Origin of the sequence: Burkholderia sp. 9779_493, assembly GCF_015712215.1 — a bacterium.
GTDB lineage: Bacteria > Pseudomonadota > Gammaproteobacteria > Burkholderiales > Burkholderiaceae > Burkholderia > Burkholderia cenocepacia.
The window spans coordinates 240,624-258,562 of sequence record NZ_JACCQA010000002.1; the positions used below are offsets into that span (position 1 = coordinate 240,624).

The following is a 17,939-nucleotide window of genomic DNA, read 5'->3' on the forward strand; positions in this document are numbered from 1 at the left end:
TTAAGCCATCAAGGAGCGCGCCACTCACGTGAACAGGTTGCAATTGACGGCGAGCGTCGTCGAACGCGCACCGGTGCGATATACGCCGGCCGGTGTTCCGATCGCAAGCGCCACGTTGCATCACCGCACGGAAGTCGTCGAAGCAGGCATTCCCCGTCAGGTCGAAATGACGATCGAGGCGGTGGCGGCCGGTGAGGCGAGCGGCAAGCTGGAAAGCCGTGAAATGGGCGTCGAAACGCTGTTCACGGGCTTCCTGGCCAAGAAAAGCCGCAACGCGAGAACCTTGGTGTTTCACATCACAGCATTGCAGGACATTGGAAAGGACTGAAATCATGCCCCGCCCGACTGGTAAGAAATTCGACAAGCGTCGTCAGCAACAAAACCCGCTCTTCAAGCGCAAGAAGTTCTGCCGTTTCACGGCTGCAGGCGTCGAGCAGATCGACTACAAGGACACGGAAACGCTGAAGGACTTCATCGGCGAAAACGGCAAGATCACGCCGGCTCGTCTGACGGGTACGAAGGCGCACTATCAGCGTCAGCTGGATACGGCCATCAAGCGTGCGCGTTTCCTCGCGCTGCTGCCGTACACCGATCAGCACAAGGCGTAATCAGGCGACGCAATAAGGAGAATTCGAATGCAAATCATTCTGTTGGAAAAAGTCGCCAATCTGGGTAACCTCGGCGATATCGTCAAGGTCAAGGACGGTTACGCTCGCAACTTCCTGATCCCGAACCGCAAGGCTCGCCGTGCAACGAAGGAAGCGATCGCCGAATTCGAAGTGCGCCGCGCTGAACTCGAAAAGATCGCCGCTGAAAAGCTGGCCGCATCGCAGGCAGTCGGCGAGAAGCTGAACGGCCAGTCGTTCGAAATCACGCAGAAGTCGGGCGTCGACGGCCGTCTGTTCGGCTCGGTCACGAACGGCGACGTCGCGGAACTGCTGAAGAAGGCAGGCTACGAAGTCGAGAAGCTGCAAGTGCGCATGCCGGAAGGCCCGCTGAAGATGATCGGCGAGCACAACGTCCAGGTCGCGCTGCACACGGACGTCGTCGTCGACGTCACGATCAACGTGATCGGCGACCACGCGTAAGCGTATGCAAGCTTGCCGGGCGGCTTCCGCCGTCCGGACAAGGGCAGGCGCCCGGGCAACCGGGGCCTGCCTTTTTTATTGCCCGATCGCGGGCAAGCGGTGGTAGCGCTGCCGCCATCTATTCGCGATAATCCCAACCCATGAACGCGCCGCAAGATCCCCAAATCGAATCGCTGAAAGTCCCGCCGCATTCGGTCGAAGCCGAACAGTCGGTGCTCGGCGGCCTGTTGCTCGACAACGCGGCATGGGACCGGATTGCCGACTTCCTGTCGCAGGGCGACTTCTACCGCTACGACCACCGGATCATCTACGAGCACATCGGCCGCCTGATCGCGTCGACGCGCCCGGCCGACGTCGTGACCGTGTACGAAGCGCTGACCACGTCCGGCAAGGCCGACGACGTCGGCGGGCTCGCATACCTGAACGCGCTCGCGCAGAATACGCCGAGCGCGGCGAACATCCGCCGCTATGCGGAAATCGTGCGTGACCGCGCGGTGCTGCGCCGGCTCGTGTCGGTCGCCGACGAGATCTCGGCCGACGCGTTCAATCCGCAGGGCAAGGAAGTCCGCCAGCTGCTCGACGAAGCCGAATCGAAGGTGTTCTCGATCGCCGAGGAGGGCGCGCGCGGCAACCAGGGCTTCCTCGAGATCGGCCCGCTGCTCACGCAGGTGGTCGAGCGCATCGACACGCTGTACCACACCGCGAACCCGAGCGACGTCACCGGCACGCCGACCGGCTTCGTCGACCTCGACCGGATGACGTCCGGGATGCACGGCGGTGAACTGATCATCGTCGCGGGGCGCCCGTCGATGGGTAAGACCGCGTTCTCGATGAACATCGGCGAATACGTCGCGGTCGAGTACGGGTTGCCGGTCGCGGTGTTCTCGATGGAAATGCCGGGCACCCAGCTCGTGATGCGTATGCTCGGCTCGATCGGCCGGCTCGACCAGCACCGGATGCGTACGGGCCGCCTGACGGACGAGGACTGGCCGAAACTGACGCACGCGGTGCAGAAGATGAGCGAGGCGCAGCTCTTCATCGACGAGACGGGCGGCCTGAATCCGATGGAATTGCGCTCGCGCGCGCGGCGTCTGGCGCGGCAATGCGGCAAGCTCGGCCTGATCATCGTCGACTACCTGCAGCTGATGTCGGGTTCGTCGCAGGGCGAGAACCGGGCAACCGAAATTTCGGAAATTTCGCGATCGCTGAAGAGCCTCGCGAAGGAGCTCGACGTGCCGGTGATCGCGCTGTCGCAGCTGAACCGCGGCCTCGAACAGCGCCCCAACAAGCGTCCGGTGATGTCGGATTTGCGCGAATCGGGCGCAATCGAACAGGATGCGGACGTGATCCTGTTCATTTACCGCGATGAGGTCTACAATCCCGACAGCCCTGACAAGGGGACGGCCGAAATCATCATCGGCAAGCAGCGTAACGGCCCGATCGGGCCCGTTCGGCTCACGTTCCTGGGGCAATACACGAAGTTCGACAATTTTGCCGGGGCGCAGACCTTCTACGGCGAGTAAAGCCGGTTGTAAACACCTATTTCGCCAAATGTTGTATCCAATCCCGGCGTGCGCATATGCGCACGTCGCGTCGCGACCGGAACCGGTACAATGTCGCCCGTTTTCGTGACAGTAGTTTGACAATCTCTCAGGAATCCCATGTTCGGTCGATTCATGCCCACCGAGGGCAAGTTCTTTGAACTCTTCAACTCGCACGCGAAGCACATCGTTTCCGGTGGCCGCGAGCTCGAACTGCTGATCGACAATCTCGCCGACGCCGAGATTCACAAGCAAAACGTGCAAATCGCCGAGAAGGCCGCCGACAAGCTCACGCACGAGGCGATCGATCTGCTGCACAAGACCTTCATCACGCCGCTCGATCGCGACGAGATCCACAAGCTGATCACGACGATGGACGACATCCTCGACCTGATGGAAGACGTCGCGACGGCCGTATCGCTGTACGACGTGCAGTCCGTCACGTCCGAGGCGAGCCAGCTCGCGCACATCGTCACCCAGTCGGCGCAGCACGTGCAGCAGGCCGTCGGATTGCTGTCCGACATGAAACAGTCGGCGCAGATCCTCAAGCAATGCGAGGAAATCGACCGCTGGGAATCGGAAGCCGACCGCGTGCTGCGTGCGGCGATGTCGAAGCTGTTCCGCGAGGAAGACGACGTGAAGACGCTCATCAAGCTGAAGGCGATCTACGAGCTGCTCGAAGAGATCACCGACAAGTGCGAGGACGTCGCGAACATCATCGAAGGCATCGTGCTGGAAAACGCCTGAGCGGACCACGATGCATTCGATACAACTCGCCCTATGGATGGTCGCGACGCTGGTGCTCGTCGCGCTCGTATTCGACTTCATGAACGGCTTTCACGACGCGGCGAACTCGATCGCCACCGTCGTGTCGACCGGGGTGCTGAAGCCCCAGCAGGCCGTGGTGTTCGCGGCCGCGTTCAACGTGATCGCGTACTTCATCTTCCACCTGAAAGTCGCGCAGACCGTCGGTAAAGGCACGATCGATCCCGAAATCGTCGACCATTACGTCGTGTTCGGCGCGCTGGTCGGCGCGATCGGCTGGAACGTGATCACGTGGTACTACGGGATTCCGTCGAGCTCGTCGCACGCGCTGATCGGCGGTCTCGTCGGCGCGGCGCTCGCGAAATCGGGCTGGAGTTCGCTGAACGTCGACGGGCTGCTGAAGACGATCGCGTTCATCTTCATTTCGCCGCTGCTCGGTTTCATCCTCGGTTCGCTGTTCATGCTCGGCGTGTCGTGGCTGTATTTCCGTACCGCGCCCAGCAAGGTCGACCGGCGCTTCCGCCGGCTGCAACTGCTGTCCGCCGGCCTGTACAGCCTGGGCCACGGCGGCAACGATGCACAGAAGACGATCGGCATCATCTGGATGCTGCTGATCGCGAGCGGCTACGCGTCGGCCACCGCCGATGCGCCGCCGGCATGGGTGATCGGCGCGTGCTACCTGTCGATGGGCCTCGGCACGCTGTTCGGCGGCTGGCGCATCGTGCGCACGATGGGCCAGAAGATCACGAAGCTCAAGCCGGTCGGCGGCTTCTGCGCGGAAAGCGGCGGTGCGATCACGCTGTTCGTCGCGTCGTTCCTCGGCATTCCCGTGTCGACCACGCACACGATTACCGGCGCGATCGTCGGTGTCGGCGCGACGCAGAAGTTGTCGGCCGTGCGCTGGGGCGTCGCCGGCAATATCGTGTGGGCGTGGGTGCTGACGCTGCCGGCGGCCGCGCTGTTCGCGGCCGGCGGATGGTGGCTCGGGCACCAGATCTTCTGATCGTCGACGCTTTCCGGTTGACACGAAATGCGCCGCAAGCCGAAAGGCTGCGGCGCATTTTCTTTTGGGAGCGCGGGAGAGGGGGGCGGCGAAGCGGTGGCGGGTGGCAAATGCCGCCCACGTCGTGACGGTCGGGGTCGAGCAACGGGTCAGTAACTGCCGGTCGCAAACCGCGCGATCGGATCGTCCGCGGTACTGGTGCGCGGGCTGACGGGTGCGGATTGCGTCGACGCACGCAATACCTGCACGGGCGCGGGCTCGATACTGCGTGTCGGCGTCGACGCGGTGGCGGGCGGCGGCTCCGCATCGAAGGCGGCGGCCTGGGCGGCCGTCAGTGCGGTCGTCGGAATCTGCGTACCGACCTCGGCCGGGGCGGCCGGTGCTGCATTGGCCGTCATCGCGGGCACGGCGCCATTCGCCGACGTCGCTTGCTGTTGCGCCGCCTGCATCCGCGGGGGCGGCGGTTCGTACGGATCGGCGGCCGTTGCCGGCGGTGCCGCTGCGGCCGTCGTCACGACCGGCGTGGTCGGAATGGCCTGCGCCTGCGTCACGCTTGCTTGCGACGGCGCATACGTCGGCTGCCGCGGCGCGGCGGCGGCCGTCACGACCACCGGAGCGGCCGCGACCGCGGTCGGGTTGCGCGGCTCGTCGCGCTTGGCCTCGTAGGTCGGCGCATCGAACGGCGTCGGGGCCGAGCGCGGCGGCGCGACGCGGCGAATGCCGTCGAAACGCTTGGCCCAGTACGGGTTCGTCAGGTAGTCGAGCCGCACGGTGCCGCCCGTCGACGGTGCGTTGACGAAGCGCAGCTTGCCGACGTAGATGCCGACATGCGAATGCGGCCGCCCGGTCGTATTGAAGAAAATCAGGTCGCCCGGCGCGATCTGGTCGGGTTCGATCGACACGCCGCGGCCGCTCATGTCGGCGGTCGTGCGCGGCAGGTTGACATCGGCCGCGCGGCCGATCACGTAGCGCACGAGCCCGCTGCAGTCGAAGCCGCTCGTCGGCGTGTTGCCGCCCCAGCGATACGGGACGCCGACGAGGCTCATCGCCTGGATCGAGATTTCTTCCTGGCCGACGCTGTGGTCGACGAATTTCGGGAAATTGGCCGGCGCCGGGAAGGCGCGCGGCGTCGTGATCTTCATCCCCGAAGCGGAGCGCGATGCCGACTGCGGCGGCACGCTGGAGCAGGCCGCAAGCAGGGAGACGACGGCGACGGGAACCCAGATTCGAAGCATGGCAAGGCGGGCGAGCGCGGCGCGCTCGCGAATCGTATGACAACAGACAGACCCGATGGTAGACGCTCCGGCGGGGCTTAAGCAACCATTCTTGAGAATTTACTTGAAGTTTCGCGCGTAAACTGCGTTGTTGCGTGACGAAGCGTTACCTTTGTCTTCGACCCCAAATAAAAACGGCGCTCCGGAAACGGAGCGCCGCGTGGCGTCGACAGCCGGCCGCTCGGCCGGCCTGCGCGTTACAGAATGTCCGACGCGTAATCGGCGAGCCGCGAGCGTTCGCCGCGCGCGAGGGTCACGTGGCCGCTGTGGCCCCAGCCCTTGAAGCGGTCGACGACGTAGGTCAGGCCCGAGCTGCCTTCGGTCAGGTAAGGCGTGTCGATCTGTGCGATGTTGCCGAGGCACACGATCTTCGTGCCGGGGCCCGCGCGCGTGACGAGCGTCTTCATCTGCTTCGGCGTCAGGTTCTGCGCCTCGTCGATGATCAGGTACTTGTCGACGAACGTGCGGCCGCGCATGAAGTTCATGCTCTTCACCTTCAGGCGCGATCGGATCAGCTCCTGCGTCGCGGCACGGCCCCATTCGCCGGCGGCATCGTCGGTCTTCTGCAGCACTTCGAGGTTGTCGTCGAATGCGCCCATCCACGGCTGCATCTTCTCTTCCTCGGTGCCGGGCAGGAAACCGATGTCCTCGCCGACGGGCACGGTCGCGCGCGTCACGATGATCTCGTTGTAGCGCTTGTCGTCGAGTACCTGCGCGAGGCCGGCCGCGAGCGCGACGAGCGTCTTGCCGGTGCCGGCCTGGCCGAGCAGCGTGACGAAGTCGATCTCGGGGTTCATCAGCAGGTTCAGCGCGAAGTTCTGCTCGCGGTTGCGCGCGGTGATGCCCCACACGTTGTTCTTGTGGTGGCTGTAGTCGCGCAGCGTCTGCAGCAGCGCCGTCTTGCCGTTCAGCTCGCGGACGATCGCGTGGAACGTCGGCTCGCCGTTCTGCGGCTCGAGATAGACGAACTCGTTGACGAGCATCGACGCGACGAGCGGGCCGGTCACGCGGTAGTACGTGGTGCCCGTCTTCGTGTCCTGCCAGCTCTCCATGCCCTTCGCGTGCTTGGTCCAGAAGTCCTGCGGCAGTTCGCGCACGCCGGTGTAGAGGAGATCCTTGTCCTCGAGCACCTGGTCGTTGAAGTAGTCTTCCGCGGGCAGGCCGAGCGCATGCGCCTTGATCCGCATGTTGATGTCTTTCGACACCAGCACGACCTGGCGGTCGGGCCGGTCGCGCTGCAGCGCGCGCACAACGCCGAGGATCTGGTTGTCGGCCTTGCCCTCGGGCAAGCCTTCGACCGGCGCGATGTCGGCGAGCTTCGTCTGGAAGTACAGGCGGCCGAGCGCCTCGCGGCTGCCGAGGCGCGACAGCGGGATGCCGTCCGAGATCGGGCCGCCGTCGGCGACGAGCGCGTCGAGCGTGCGGCTGACCTGGCGGGCGTTACGCGCGACTTCGGACATCCCCTTCTTGTGGTTGTCGAGTTCCTCGAGCGTCATCATCGGCAGATAGACGTCGTGTTCCTCGAAGCGGAAGAGGCTGCTTGGGTCGTGCATCAACACGTTGGTGTCGAGCACGAACAGTTTCTGCAGTTCGGCTTCGGCGGGCTTGCGGCTGCGCGACTTCGTCGCGGCGCCGGCATCGCGCGCGGGCGCCGTGGCCGGTTTCCCGGCGGCCGGCTTGTCGTGGCGTGCCACGACCGGCGCCGCGGGTTCGGCGGGCGCCGGCAGCGGCTGCAGCAGCGCGGCCGTCTGTTTGGTCTTGCGGCCGCGCGCGGGTGCGCTCGCGGCGTCGGGCGCCGAAGACGCGACGGCACGCAGCGGCGCGGCCGTGTTCGCGGCTTCGATCATCGGTTGGGCCACGCTGGCCGGACCATAGTCACCGGCTGTGGATGCGTCCCCTTCGGCGGATTTCTTCGCGGCTTTCGCGGGCCGCGCTTTCGCCTTGTATTCGTCGGGCGGCAGCAGGCTGCCGAGCTTGCTGGGGGGAGTAGGCAAAGGCATGGTGTCCCTCGGGAGGAATCGTGTCGCATGGCGTGCGCCGCTGATCGCATCCTGCGTGACGTAGACGCATGCAGTTTGCGCGCGGTGGCGCACAGGAATTTCGTCTAGCCGGTTCGCCTAAGTGTCGATCAGCTCCTCGATGCGGTAAGGGCCGGACCGGGGAGGGCCGGCGCGCGTTCCATAAAAAAAGCCGCTGCCCCGTCGACAGGGACATGCGGCTCGGCTGATGCCGTCGTGATGCGCGTCAGGTGCCGGGAAGCATTGCAACGGGCACCGGCGCAGCTACGAGAAATATGGGGCGAACTGGCATTCATTGCGGCCCAATATAACGCGCCTCAAAGCGCTTGTACAGCCTTTAGCACGTCGTCCACGTGACCCGGCACCTTGATGCCGCGCCATGCCTGGCGAAGCACGCCGTCGGCGTCGAGCAGGAACGTCGAACGCTCGATTCCGCGCACTTCCTTGCCATACATTTTCTTCATCTTGATGACATCGAACAACGCGCACAGCGCTTCGTCGGCATCGGAGATCAGCGGGAACGGCAGTTCGAGCTTGGCCTTGAAATTGTCGTGCGAGCGCAGGCTGTCGCGCGACACGCCGATGACTTCCGCACCGGCCTTCTTGAACTTCGGATAGAGATCGCGGAACTGCAGCCCTTCGGTCGTGCAGCCCGGCGTGTTGTCCTTCGGATAGAAGTACAGCACGAGCTTCTTGCCCTTCAGGTCGGACAGCGAAATGTCGCCGCCCGTGGCCGGTGCGGTGAAATCGGGAACTTGACGGTCAACTTCGACAGACACGTGTTTCTCCTGTTGTTATGGAAGGGCGCCGCTGCGGCGGCGCGGTTCGGCGGGGCGTCGCGGCAGCGCGCCGCGGGGGCGGAGCGGCGACGCCGGCTCGCGTGCGAACTTCAGTCGGGCTGGACGATCAGTTCGCCGGAGCGGCCGGGGATTTCGCCCCACGTGACAGGGTACGATGGCAGCGAGTCGCGGTCCAGCGTCGCGTGGTAGTCGCCCATCGTCGCAAACGTGTGGCCTTGCGCACGCCAGCCGGCGAGCAGCTGTTCGAACACGGGCGCGAGTTTCTGCCCTTCCAGTTCCGCATGCAGCGTGAACACCTGGTCGTGCGGATTGGTTTCGGTGAACTTGAGGATGTGCGCGGCGACGTTGTGCGTGTCGACGCCGTCGATGCCGAGCACTTCGTCGAGCGTGGGCAGCGTGGTCGGCATCTGCACGTGCGACAGCGTGCGGCCGCCGACGACGGGCAGGTACGGCGAATGGCCGCGACCGTCGGACGCGTAGCGCATCCCCCATGCATCGATCTGCTCGAACGCGGCATCGTTCATCTGCCAGCCGGCCGCGCCGTGCGTGACGGGCGGCGCGCCGAAGATCTCGACGAAGCGCGCGTGACTCTTCTGCATTTCACGCGCGGTCCAGTCGCGATCGCGGACGCGCACGTTGTCCTGCCAGTACACGTGATCCCACGTGTGGATCCCGCATTCGAAGCCGGCCTCGTGAATCGCGCGCATGTCGGCGATCGCACGGCGGCCGATGTCCGGGCCGGGCAGCAGCACGCCGTACATCAGCTGCTTCACGCCGTAGTGCTCGACCACCGACGTGCGCGACACCTTCTTCAGGAAGCCCGGGCGGAACACGCGCCGCAACGCCCAGCCGGTGTGATCCGGCCCGAGGCTGAAGAGGAAGGTCGCGCGCGCATTGAAGCGGTCGAAGATGCGCGCGAGGTTCGGCACGCCTTCGCGCGTGCCGCGCAGCGTGTCGACGTCGATCTTGAGGACGATACGAGCCAAGCGAACGTCCCGGTCAGCCTTGCTGTTCGACGAGCGCGCGCGCGTCGGCGACGTGGCCGCGATACGCTTCGAAGATGTTGCGCAACGCGTCGTCGAACGTCGCCTGCGGCGCCCAGCCGAGCTCCTGCATCGTGTTGTCGATCTTCGGCACGCGGTTCTGCACGTCCTGGTAGCCGTTGCCGTAGTAGGCGCCGGACGTCGTTTCGACGAGCTTCACCTGCTTGGCCGAATCGGCGTACTCGGGGAATTCCGCGGCCAGTTCGAGCATCTTGTGCGCGAGCTCGCGAACCGAGAAGTTGTTCTTCGGATTCCCGATGTTGTAGATCTTGCCCGACGCGACGCCGTCCTTGTTCTCGATGATCTTCATCAGCGCGCTGATGCCGTCGCCGATATCGGTGAACGCGCGCTTTTGCGAGCCGCCGTCGACGAGGCTGATGTTCTCGCCGCGCACGATGTGGCCGAGGAACTGCGTGACCACGCGCGAGCTGCCTTCCTTCGGCGTGTAGATCGAGTCGAGGCCCGGGCCGATCCAGTTGAACGGGCGGAACAGCGTGAAGTTCAGGCCTTCCATCCCGTAGCCCCAGATCACGCGGTCCATCAGCTGCTTCGAGCACGCGTAGATCCAGCGCGGCTTGTTGATCGGGCCGTAGGTGAGCGCCGACGCATCCGGGTCGAACTGCTCGTCCGAGCACATCCCGTAGACCTCGGAGGTCGACGGGAACACGAGGTGCTTGCCGTACTTGACGGCCGAGCGGACGATCGGCAGGTTCGCCTCGAAGTCGAGCTCGAACACGCGCAGCGGCTGCTGGACGTAGGTGGCCGGCGTGGCGATCGCGACGAGCGGCAGGATCACGTCGCACTTCTTCACGTGATACTCGACCCACTCCTTGTTGATCGTGATGTCGCCTTCGAAGAAATGCATCCGCTCGTGGTTGACGAGGTCGCCCAGCCGGTCGGTCTGCATGTCCATGCCGAACACTTCCCAATCGGTGGTTTCAAGAATGCGCTTCGACAGGTGATGGCCGATGAAGCCGTTCACACCCAGGATCAGGACTTTTTTTGCTTTCATGAATGACGGGAAGAATGAATGAACTGCGCGAATTCCGCGGGCGTCACGACGGTTTCGCTGCCGTCGCGCTGCTGCCGGAGCTCGAGAATGGATAGGGCGCGGCTGTCGCCGCAGACGCCGAATAGCGCATTATCGCTTACGTGCAGGCCGGGCGGCAAATCTGCCGCGGCGGCCGCTGCCGCGCTGCCGGGCGCCGCGAGGCGCGCGCGCGCGATCACGAAGCGGGCGCCGTCGATGTCCGTGAATGCGCCCGGATACGGGGGCGCGACCGCGCGCACCAGGTTGTAGACCTGCGCGGCCGGCTTTGACCAGTCGACGCGGCCGTCCTCGGGCTTGCGCCCGCCGTAGTAGCTGCCGGTCGCGAGATCGTTCGGCAGGTGCGACGCCTCGCCCGCGAGCAGCGCGGGCAGCACGCGCCACAGCGTCTGCTCGGCGGCCACCGTGACCTTGTCGAACACCTGCGCGGCCGTGTCGTCCGGCAGGATCGGCACCGCGGTCTGGCCGATGATCGCGCCCGCGTCCGGCTTGGCGGCCATCTCGTGCAGCGTCGCGCCGGTTTCGGTCTCGCCGTTCAGCACGGCCCAGTTGGTCGGTACCCGACCCCGGTATTTCGGCAGCAGCGAACCGTGCATGTTGTACGCGCCGCGCGGCGCGATCGCGAGCAGGTCCACCGGCAGCATGTGGCGGTAGTAGAACGAGAAGATGAAATCGGGCTGCGCGTCGGCCACCGCGCGGCGCAGCGCCGGATCGGTCGGGTCGGCCGGCGTGACGACCGGAATGCCGTGCTCGGCCGCGACGGACGCGACGCTGCCGAACCAGATGTTCTCGTTCGGATTGTCCTCGTGCGTGACGACCAGCGCGACGTCGACGCCGCGCGCGAGCAGCACCTGCAGGCACCGCACGCCGACGTTGTGATACGCGAAGACGACCGCGCGCGGCTTCATTGCGCGGCTCCCGGGCGGTTCGCGGCGGCCGGCACCGGCGGCATGCCGTCGTGCTGCTCGAGCACGGCCTGGATCAGGTAGCGGGGACGCGCGCGCACCTGCTGGTAGATGCGGCCGACGTATTCGCCGAGCAGGCCGAGCGCGAAGATGATCACGCCGAGCAGGAAGAACGTGATCGCGAACAGCGTGAACACGCCTTGCACTTCCGCGCCGACGATGAAGCGGCGCACGAGCAGCAGCACGAACAGCGCGGCGGAGCCGAGCGACAGGATCACGCCGATGAACGACAGCCACTGCAGCGGCACGACCGAGAAGCCCGTCACGAGGTCGAAGTTCAGCCGGATCAGGCTGTACAGCGAGTACTTCGATTCGCCCGCGAAGCGTTCCTCGTGCGCGACCTCGATTTCGGTCGGGTTCTGCGCGAACGTGTACGCGAGCGCGGGGATGAACGTGTTGACTTCGCCGCACACGTTGATCGTGTCGATGATGCGGCGGCTGTACGCGCGCAGCATGCAGCCCTGGTCGGTCATCTTGATGCGCGTGATGCGCTCGCGCAGCCGGTTCATCATCTGCGACGCCTTGCGCCGCCACAGGCTGTCCTGGCGCTGCTTGCGGATCGAGCCGACGTAGTCGTAGCCCTCGCGCATCTTCGCGATCAGCTTGCCGATTTCCTCGGGCGGGTTCTGCAGGTCCGCGTCGAGCGTGATGACGATCTCGCCGCGCGACTGCGCGAAGCCCGCGAGGATCGCCATGTGCTGGCCGTAGTTGCCGTTGAGCAGCACGACGCGCGTCGTGTCGGGCCGGACGTGGAACTGATCGGCGAGCATCGCGGCCGAGCGGTCGCGGCTGCCGTCGTTGATCAGGATCACTTCGTACGACGTGTCGAGGGCGTCGAGCGCCGGATACAGCCGCGCGAACAGCGCGGCGAGACCGTCTTCCTCGTTGTACACGGGGATGATGACCGAGACTTCGGGCCGGCCGGTGTCCAGATGCGCGGCGCCCGGATGTCCGGCGCGTGCTTCAAGGTGACTCATGTACGCTTATTTTCCGTATTGTTCGCAAATCTGATTGACGGCGTCGACCACGCGACGCACGTCGCCTTCCGTCATCTGCGTAAACAGCGGCAGCGTGACGGTCGACGCGCCGTACCGTTCGGCGTGGGGGAACATGCCCTCCTTGAAACCGCGCGCACGGTACAGCGTGAAAAGATGGATCGCCGGGTAGTGGATGCCCGTGCCGATGCCGCGTTCCTTCATCTGCGCCATGAATTCGGCGCGCGTGATCGTCAGCCGCTCGAGCGGCAGCGTGACCAGGAACATGTGCCAGTTGCCGTTCTCGAATTCGGCGACGGGCAGGCCGACGCCGAGCTTCGCGGCCGCGCCGCCGTCGAACGCGGCGAAATACGCGCGCGCGAGTGCGCGGCGCTGCGCGGTGAAGCGCTCGAGGTGCGGCAGCTGGCCGAGGCCGACGCGCGCGGCGACGTCGGTCAGGTTGTACTTGCCGCCGAGCACGTCGCAGTCCATTCCGTCGAAGCCGGTGCGCGTGATGCCCTGCAGCCGGTACTTCTGCGCGAGCACCGCTTCGTCCTCGTTGTTCAGCACGAGCGCGCCGCCTTCGATCGTCGTCAGGTTCTTGTTCGCGTGGAAGCTGAACGACACGAGGTCGCCGATCGCGCCGATGCGCTTGCCGTGCCACGTCGAGCCGAACGCCTGCGCGGCATCCTCGATCACGCGCAGCTTGTGCGCGCGGGCGATCGCGTACAGGCGGTCCATGTCGACCGGCAGGCCGGACAGGAACACGGGGATGATCGCCTTCGTGCGCGGCGTGATCGCCTGCTCGAGCTTGTCGAGGTCGATGTTGCGCGTGACGGGATCGATGTCCGCGAACACGGGCGTCGCGCCCGTTTCGATGATCACGTTGCTGGTCGAGACCCACGACGCCGGCGTCGTGATCACCTCGTCGCCGGGGCCGACGCCCGCGATGCGCAGGCCGATCTCGAGCGTGCAGGTGCCCGAATTGAATACGCGGACCGGACGGCCGCCGCAGTACTCGGACAGCGCCGCCTCGAATTTCTGGCACTGCGGGCCGGTGGTGATCCAGCCCGAGCGCAGCACCTCGACGACGCCCTGGATGGTTTCCTCGTCGATCTCGGGGCGGGTGAACGGCAGAAACGGGGCGGTAGTCTGGCTCATGAACGCGTTTGGCCTGTAATGGCGTGTAATAAAAGGGTCGGGCGATCCGCCCGAAACCGGCATTAAACACCGGTTGGCGGATTCGTACCGTGATTTTTTGTAGGCGGACGCTTAACGCCGCGGGCCGTGCTCAGCTGCGCGCGAGCACGAGCACACCGATCAGGATGATGCCGATGCCGACGAGCCGCTGGACCGACAGCACCTCGCCGAACAGGTACCACGCCGCGAACGCGTTGACGACGTACCCGAGCGACAGCATCGGGTACGCGATCGACACGTCGACCCGCGACAGCCCGACGATCCACACGACGACGCTCAGCACGTAGCAGCCGAGGCCGCCGATGATCGGCAACTGGGTCGCGATCTTCAGGCCGACCGGGATGATGTTCGCACGGCTGAATTCGAAGTGTCCAACGGCGTTGACGCCGGCTTTCAGCAGAAGTTGCGCACAGGCGTTGAGCATCACGCCGGTGATGATGCAGACGAACGAAACGGGGTTCATGCGGGAGGCGTCCTTACGATTGCGGTTTCTCGACGATCACGCGCCGGTTGTCGCGCGCGATCACGCGCATCGGCACGCCTTCCTTGACCAGCGCGTCGTACTGGCCGGGCGGCATGATCGCGAGCGCGTGGGTTTCCTGCTTCCAGCGCGTGATCCATTCGCCGACGGTCGGAATCCACTTGTTCGGCTCGACCGAGATCCCGAACGCGAGCTCGTCCTGGCGCTGCACCATGATCGTCGTGTGACCCATGTAGAACGGGAACGTGTGGTCGAGCATTTCGATCGAGTAGAACGGCGTGTCGGGCGGCAGCTTCGTCAGTTCGGCGCGCACGGCCGGCGCGAGCAGCGCGCCCGAGCTGTAGCGGCCGAACTCGTCGTGCCCGGTGCCTCCGATCGTGCCGAACACGAGCCATGCGGCGCCGAACGTGGCGAGCGCGGCGGTCACGCCCGCGCGACGGTTCAGCCACGCGGCCACGAGCGTCAGCGCGGCCGCGACCGCGAGGCCGGCGTACAGCCACATCTGGAACGCCCGGTACAGCGCGTTCGGCGTGCGTGCGTCGCCCTGGTACGCGAGGAAGACGATCCCGAACGCCGCGGCGACGAAAAACACGAGGTAGCCGAGCAGGTGGCGACGGAAGCGGTCGGCTGTCATCAGCGGCAGGTACGCGCCGATGATCAGCGCGAGCGCCGGCGCGACCGGCAGCACGTACGAGATCAGCTTCGAATGCGACGCGCTGAAGAACAGGAAGATGAACGCGCTCCAGATCAGCAGCACGAGCATCGGCGCGAAGCCGTTCGGCTGGCGCGGCATCCGCACCGCATGGCGGATGCTCTGCCACGCGACCGACAGCCACGGCAGGAAGCCGACCAGCAGCACGGGCACGAAGTAGTACAGCGGACCCGGGCGGTTCTGTTCCGGGGTCAGGTACCGGCGGAACTGCTGGACGATGAAGAAGAAGTTGAAGAACTCGGGGTTGCGCTGCTGGACGAGCACGAACCACGGCGTGACGATCGCGAAGAAGATCACGAGGCCGCTGACCAGGTACAGGCGCTTCCACAGCGCCCAGTCGCGCGCGACCAGCGTGTACAGCACGAGCACGGCGCCCGGCAGGATCAGGCCGACGAGGCCCTTGGACAGCACCGCGAACGCCATCGCGGCCCAGCACGCCCACATCCAGCCGCGCACCGCGGCCGGGCGTAGCCCGGGCCGCTGCGCGAGCAGCAGCGAGCAGAGCGACAGCGCCATCCAGAACGCGAGCCCCATGTCGAGCGCGTTGAAGTGGCCCATCAGGTTCCAGTACGGCGAGCTGGCCAGCACGACGGCGGCGAGGAAGCCCGACAGCGGGTTGAACAGGCGCGCGCCGGTGTAGCCGACGAGCAGCACGCCGGCGAAGCTCGCCACGGCGGTATAGAGGCGCGCCTGCCATTCGCCGATGCCGAACCACGCGAACGTCAGCGCGTTCAGCCAGGTCTGCAGCGGCGGCTTCTCGAAGTACTTGTAACCGTTGTAGCGCGGCGTGATCCAGTCGCCGGTGACGAACATCTCGCGCGCCATTTCCGCGTAGCGGCCTTCGTCGCTCGGGATCAGGTGGCGCAGCCCGAGCGGCGCGAACCAGACGATCGCGAGCGCGACGAGCAGGAGGACGAGCGTGATGCGATTGAGCGGTAGCCTCGACGGCGTATCGTTCATGGGTTTTCAGCCTGTTGGTTGTTGTGACGGGCCGCCGGCGGGTGGCGCCGGGGGCGGGCGGCCTGGCCGGGCCGATCGGGGGATCGACCCGCTGCGCCGGCCCGAGTTTTACCGCATCGGGGATTAACGTTCAATTAAGAGCGCGGCGGCGACTTTGCGGCCCTCGGCCATCAGGATGTTGTAGGTGCGGCAGGCGGCCTGGAAATCCATCGTTTCGACGCCGATCCGCTGCGCGGTGAGCGCCGCGACGAGCCGCGGGTGCGGGAAGCGCAGCCGCGCGCCGCTGCCGAAGATCACGAGCTCGGGCGTCGGCTCGAGCAGCATCGCGAAATGCTCGGGCGCGAGCGCGTCGAACGACGACACGGGCCAGGCCTGGACCGGCGCGCCGGGCAGCACGATGACGCTCGTTTCGTGGCGTTCGAGATTGACGTCGACATAATCGGGGCCGTAGCCGGTGACGGTGTTGAGCGCGCCGCTCGCGTCCTGGTGCAGTTTCAAATCGGTATTCCGCGGTTCCGTAGGGGAATGGATTGGCCGGGCCGTGCGGGCCCGGCTGGCCGGTTTCGCGCGCCCGGGCACGCGGGGACGCCTGACGGCGCGGGCCCGGCGCGGCTATGGTGCATTGCGAAAGTCGGCCAAAATCCGCTAAATTATAACTTTTTGGTCGCCCCCGGGCGCCACTTGCGTCGTGCGTCGCCACAAGCCGCGTCCGACCGCCGCTTTTTCCCAGTCTAGACAGCGCGCACAGACCGGCCGCTTTCCAGTTTTGATCCCGTCCCCCCGGCCGCAAGGCCAACCCAGGAACCGTGTCGTCGTGAAACCGATTCAGAAGTCGAACAAGCTGCTCAACGTCTGCTACGACATCCGTGGCCCGGTGCTCGAGCACGCGAAGCGCCTCGAGGAAGAAGGCCACCGCATCATCAAGCTGAACATCGGCAACCTCGCGCCGTTCGGTTTCGACGCGCCCGACGAGATCATCCAGGACATGATCCGCAACCTGCCGGCGTCGTCCGGCTATTCGGATTCGAAGGGCGTGTTCTCGGCGCGCAAGGCCGTGATGCACTACACGCAGGAAAAGGGCGTCGTCGGCGTCGGCCTCGACGACATCTACATCGGCAACGGCGCGTCCGAGCTGATCGTGATGGCGACCCAGGCGCTCCTGAACGACGGCGACGAAGTGCTGCTGCCCGCGCCCGACTACCCGCTGTGGACGGCGGCCGTGAGCCTGTCGGGCGGCACGCCGGTCCACTACGTGTGCGACGAGCAGAACGCGTGGATGCCCGATCTCGACGACATCCGCCGCAAGATCACGCCGAACACGAAGGCGATCGTCGTGATCAACCCGAACAATCCGACCGGCGCGCTTTATTCCGACGAATTGCTGCTGGAGCTGCTCGAGATCGCGCGCCAGCACGGGCTGATCGTGTTCGCCGACGAGGTCTACGACAAGATCGTCTACGACGGCCTCGAGCACACGGCGCTCGGTGCGCTGTCGGAGGACGTGATCACCGTCACGTTCAACAGCCTGTCGAAGAGCTATCGCTCGTGCGGCTACCGCGCGGGCTGGATGGCCGTGTCGGGCCTCGGCGGCGACAACCGCCGGCGCGCGAAGGATTACCTCGAGGGGCTCGGCATCCTGTCGTCGATGCGCCTGTGCGCGAACGTGCCCGGCCAGTTCGCGATCCAGACGGCGCTCGGCGGCTATCAGAGCATCAACGAGCTGATCGTGCCGAGCGGGCGCCTGTACAAGCAGCGCGAACTCGCGTATGACATGCTGACGTCGATCCCGGGCGTGACCTGCGTGAAACCGCAGGCCGCGCTGTACATGTTCCCGCGCCTCGACCCGAAGCTCTATCCGATCCAGAACGACCAGCAGTTCATTCTCGACCTGTTGCTCGAGGAGCGCGTGCTGCTCGTCCAGGGCACGGGTTTCAACTGGACGACGCCCGACCACTTCCGCGTGGTCTTCCTGCCGAACCTCGACGACCTGACCGATTCGATCAACCGGATCGCACGCTTCCTCGACGGCTACCGCAAGCGCCATTCGGTCTGAGCGGGCAGGACCAC

The 17,939-nt window shown here is 65.7% G+C and carries 18 protein-coding genes and 1 pseudogene; 8 read left to right on the forward strand and 11 right to left on the reverse strand.

The features are described from left to right. The first annotated feature begins 28 nt into the window (after positions 1 to 28). From priB to H0X95_RS02720, 6 genes are all read left to right on the forward strand, one after another. Positions 29 to 328 carry a primosomal replication protein N gene (gene priB, locus H0X95_RS02695; RefSeq protein ID WP_006486250.1) on the forward strand — a complete coding sequence of 100 codons (300 nt, stop codon included), beginning with the start codon at positions 29 to 31 and terminating at the stop codon, positions 326 to 328. Positions 329 to 332: 4 nt separating this feature from the next. After that, positions 333 to 608, forward strand: coding sequence for a 30S ribosomal protein S18 (rpsR, locus tag H0X95_RS02700; protein WP_006486248.1), 276 nt, complete (start codon positions 333 to 335; stop codon positions 606 to 608). A 27-nt stretch (positions 609 to 635) separates the two neighbouring features. Further along, positions 636 to 1,088, forward strand: a complete 453-nt coding sequence (rplI, locus tag H0X95_RS02705) for a 50S ribosomal protein L9 (RefSeq protein WP_006486256.1) — start codon at positions 636 to 638, stop codon at positions 1,086 to 1,088. A gap of 140 nt (positions 1,089 to 1,228) precedes the next feature. After that, entirely contained in the window at positions 1,229 to 2,611 is a 1,383-nt protein-coding gene (locus tag H0X95_RS02710) for a replicative DNA helicase (protein WP_006486249.1), read from the forward strand. Positions 2,612 to 2,749: 138 nt separating this feature from the next. Continuing rightward, on the forward strand, positions 2,750 to 3,376 hold the full coding sequence (locus H0X95_RS02715; RefSeq protein WP_006486252.1) for a DUF47 domain-containing protein: 627 nt from the start codon (positions 2,750 to 2,752) through the stop codon (positions 3,374 to 3,376). A gap of 10 nt (positions 3,377 to 3,386) precedes the next feature. Then, a complete protein-coding gene (locus H0X95_RS02720; protein WP_006486254.1) occupies positions 3,387 to 4,397 on the forward strand; it encodes an inorganic phosphate transporter in 1,011 nt (336 codons plus the stop codon). A gap of 149 nt (positions 4,398 to 4,546) precedes the next feature. Here H0X95_RS02720 and H0X95_RS02725 read toward each other — a convergent pair whose 3' ends face one another. Together H0X95_RS02725 and H0X95_RS02730 are read right to left on the reverse strand one after the other, a co-directional pair. Continuing rightward, positions 4,547 to 5,632, reverse strand: a complete 1,086-nt coding sequence (locus H0X95_RS02725) for a C40 family peptidase (RefSeq protein WP_059720650.1) — start codon at positions 5,630 to 5,632, stop codon at positions 4,547 to 4,549. A 236-nt stretch (positions 5,633 to 5,868) separates the two neighbouring features. Continuing rightward, a complete protein-coding gene (locus tag H0X95_RS02730) occupies positions 5,869 to 7,671 on the reverse strand; it encodes a PhoH family protein (protein ID WP_043205346.1) in 1,803 nt (600 codons plus the stop codon). On the opposite strand from H0X95_RS02730, the pseudogene H0X95_RS35870 reads away from it, so the two are divergent. After that, positions 7,567 to 7,808 (forward strand): annotated as a pseudogene (locus H0X95_RS35870) (hypothetical protein); the annotation flags it as partial. The gene H0X95_RS02730 and the pseudogene H0X95_RS35870 sit on opposite strands and share 105 nt — an antisense overlap. A 198-nt stretch (positions 7,809 to 8,006) precedes the next feature. Here the strand turns inward: H0X95_RS35870 and H0X95_RS02735 are convergent. The 9 genes from H0X95_RS02735 to H0X95_RS02775 all read right to left on the reverse strand — a co-directional run bounded on the left by H0X95_RS02735 (position 8,007) and on the right by H0X95_RS02775 (position 16,370). After that, the gene (locus H0X95_RS02735) at positions 8,007 to 8,468 is read right to left on the reverse strand and encodes a peroxiredoxin (protein WP_006482867.1); all 462 of its coding nucleotides are present in this window, start codon (positions 8,466 to 8,468) and stop codon (positions 8,007 to 8,009) included. A 110-nt stretch (positions 8,469 to 8,578) separates the two neighbouring features. Continuing rightward, positions 8,579 to 9,475 (reverse strand): polysaccharide deacetylase family protein, encoded by an 897-nt coding sequence (locus tag H0X95_RS02740; RefSeq protein WP_058901530.1) that lies wholly within the window; start codon positions 9,473 to 9,475, stop codon positions 8,579 to 8,581. 13 nt (positions 9,476 to 9,488) lie between these two features. Continuing rightward, a complete protein-coding gene (locus H0X95_RS02745) occupies positions 9,489 to 10,544 on the reverse strand; it encodes a bifunctional UDP-4-keto-pentose/UDP-xylose synthase (protein WP_006482864.1) in 1,056 nt (351 codons plus the stop codon). After that, a complete protein-coding gene (locus H0X95_RS02750; protein ID WP_048985918.1) occupies positions 10,541 to 11,488 on the reverse strand; it encodes a formyltransferase in 948 nt (315 codons plus the stop codon). The genes H0X95_RS02745 and H0X95_RS02750 overlap by 4 nt, the downstream gene beginning before the upstream one ends. Further along, complete coding sequence (locus H0X95_RS02755) at positions 11,485 to 12,522, reverse strand: glycosyltransferase (RefSeq protein ID WP_034201635.1); 1,038 nt, start codon at positions 12,520 to 12,522, stop codon at positions 11,485 to 11,487. Before H0X95_RS02755 ends, H0X95_RS02750 begins: the two co-directional genes overlap by 4 nt. A 6-nt stretch (positions 12,523 to 12,528) precedes the next feature. Further along, positions 12,529 to 13,680, reverse strand: a complete 1,152-nt coding sequence (locus H0X95_RS02760) for a DegT/DnrJ/EryC1/StrS family aminotransferase (RefSeq protein WP_006482866.1) — start codon at positions 13,678 to 13,680, stop codon at positions 12,529 to 12,531. A 130-nt stretch (positions 13,681 to 13,810) separates the two neighbouring features. Then, positions 13,811 to 14,182 (reverse strand): EamA family transporter, encoded by a 372-nt coding sequence (locus tag H0X95_RS02765; protein ID WP_011352303.1) that lies wholly within the window; start codon positions 14,180 to 14,182, stop codon positions 13,811 to 13,813. A gap of 13 nt (positions 14,183 to 14,195) precedes the next feature. Further along, positions 14,196 to 15,872, reverse strand: coding sequence for a glycosyltransferase family 39 protein (locus H0X95_RS02770; protein WP_059720649.1), 1,677 nt, complete (start codon positions 15,870 to 15,872; stop codon positions 14,196 to 14,198). A gap of 123 nt (positions 15,873 to 15,995) precedes the next feature. Beyond that, the gene (locus H0X95_RS02775) at positions 15,996 to 16,370 is read right to left on the reverse strand and encodes an Mth938-like domain-containing protein (RefSeq protein WP_006482859.1); all 375 of its coding nucleotides are present in this window, start codon (positions 16,368 to 16,370) and stop codon (positions 15,996 to 15,998) included. Between the two features lie 316 nt (positions 16,371 to 16,686). Here H0X95_RS02775 and H0X95_RS02780 point away from each other — a divergent pair, with 316 nt between their 5' ends. Beyond that, positions 16,687 to 17,925 (forward strand): pyridoxal phosphate-dependent aminotransferase, encoded by a 1,239-nt coding sequence (locus tag H0X95_RS02780; protein WP_006482871.1) that lies wholly within the window; start codon positions 16,687 to 16,689, stop codon positions 17,923 to 17,925. Positions 17,926 to 17,939 lie beyond the last annotated feature (14 nt).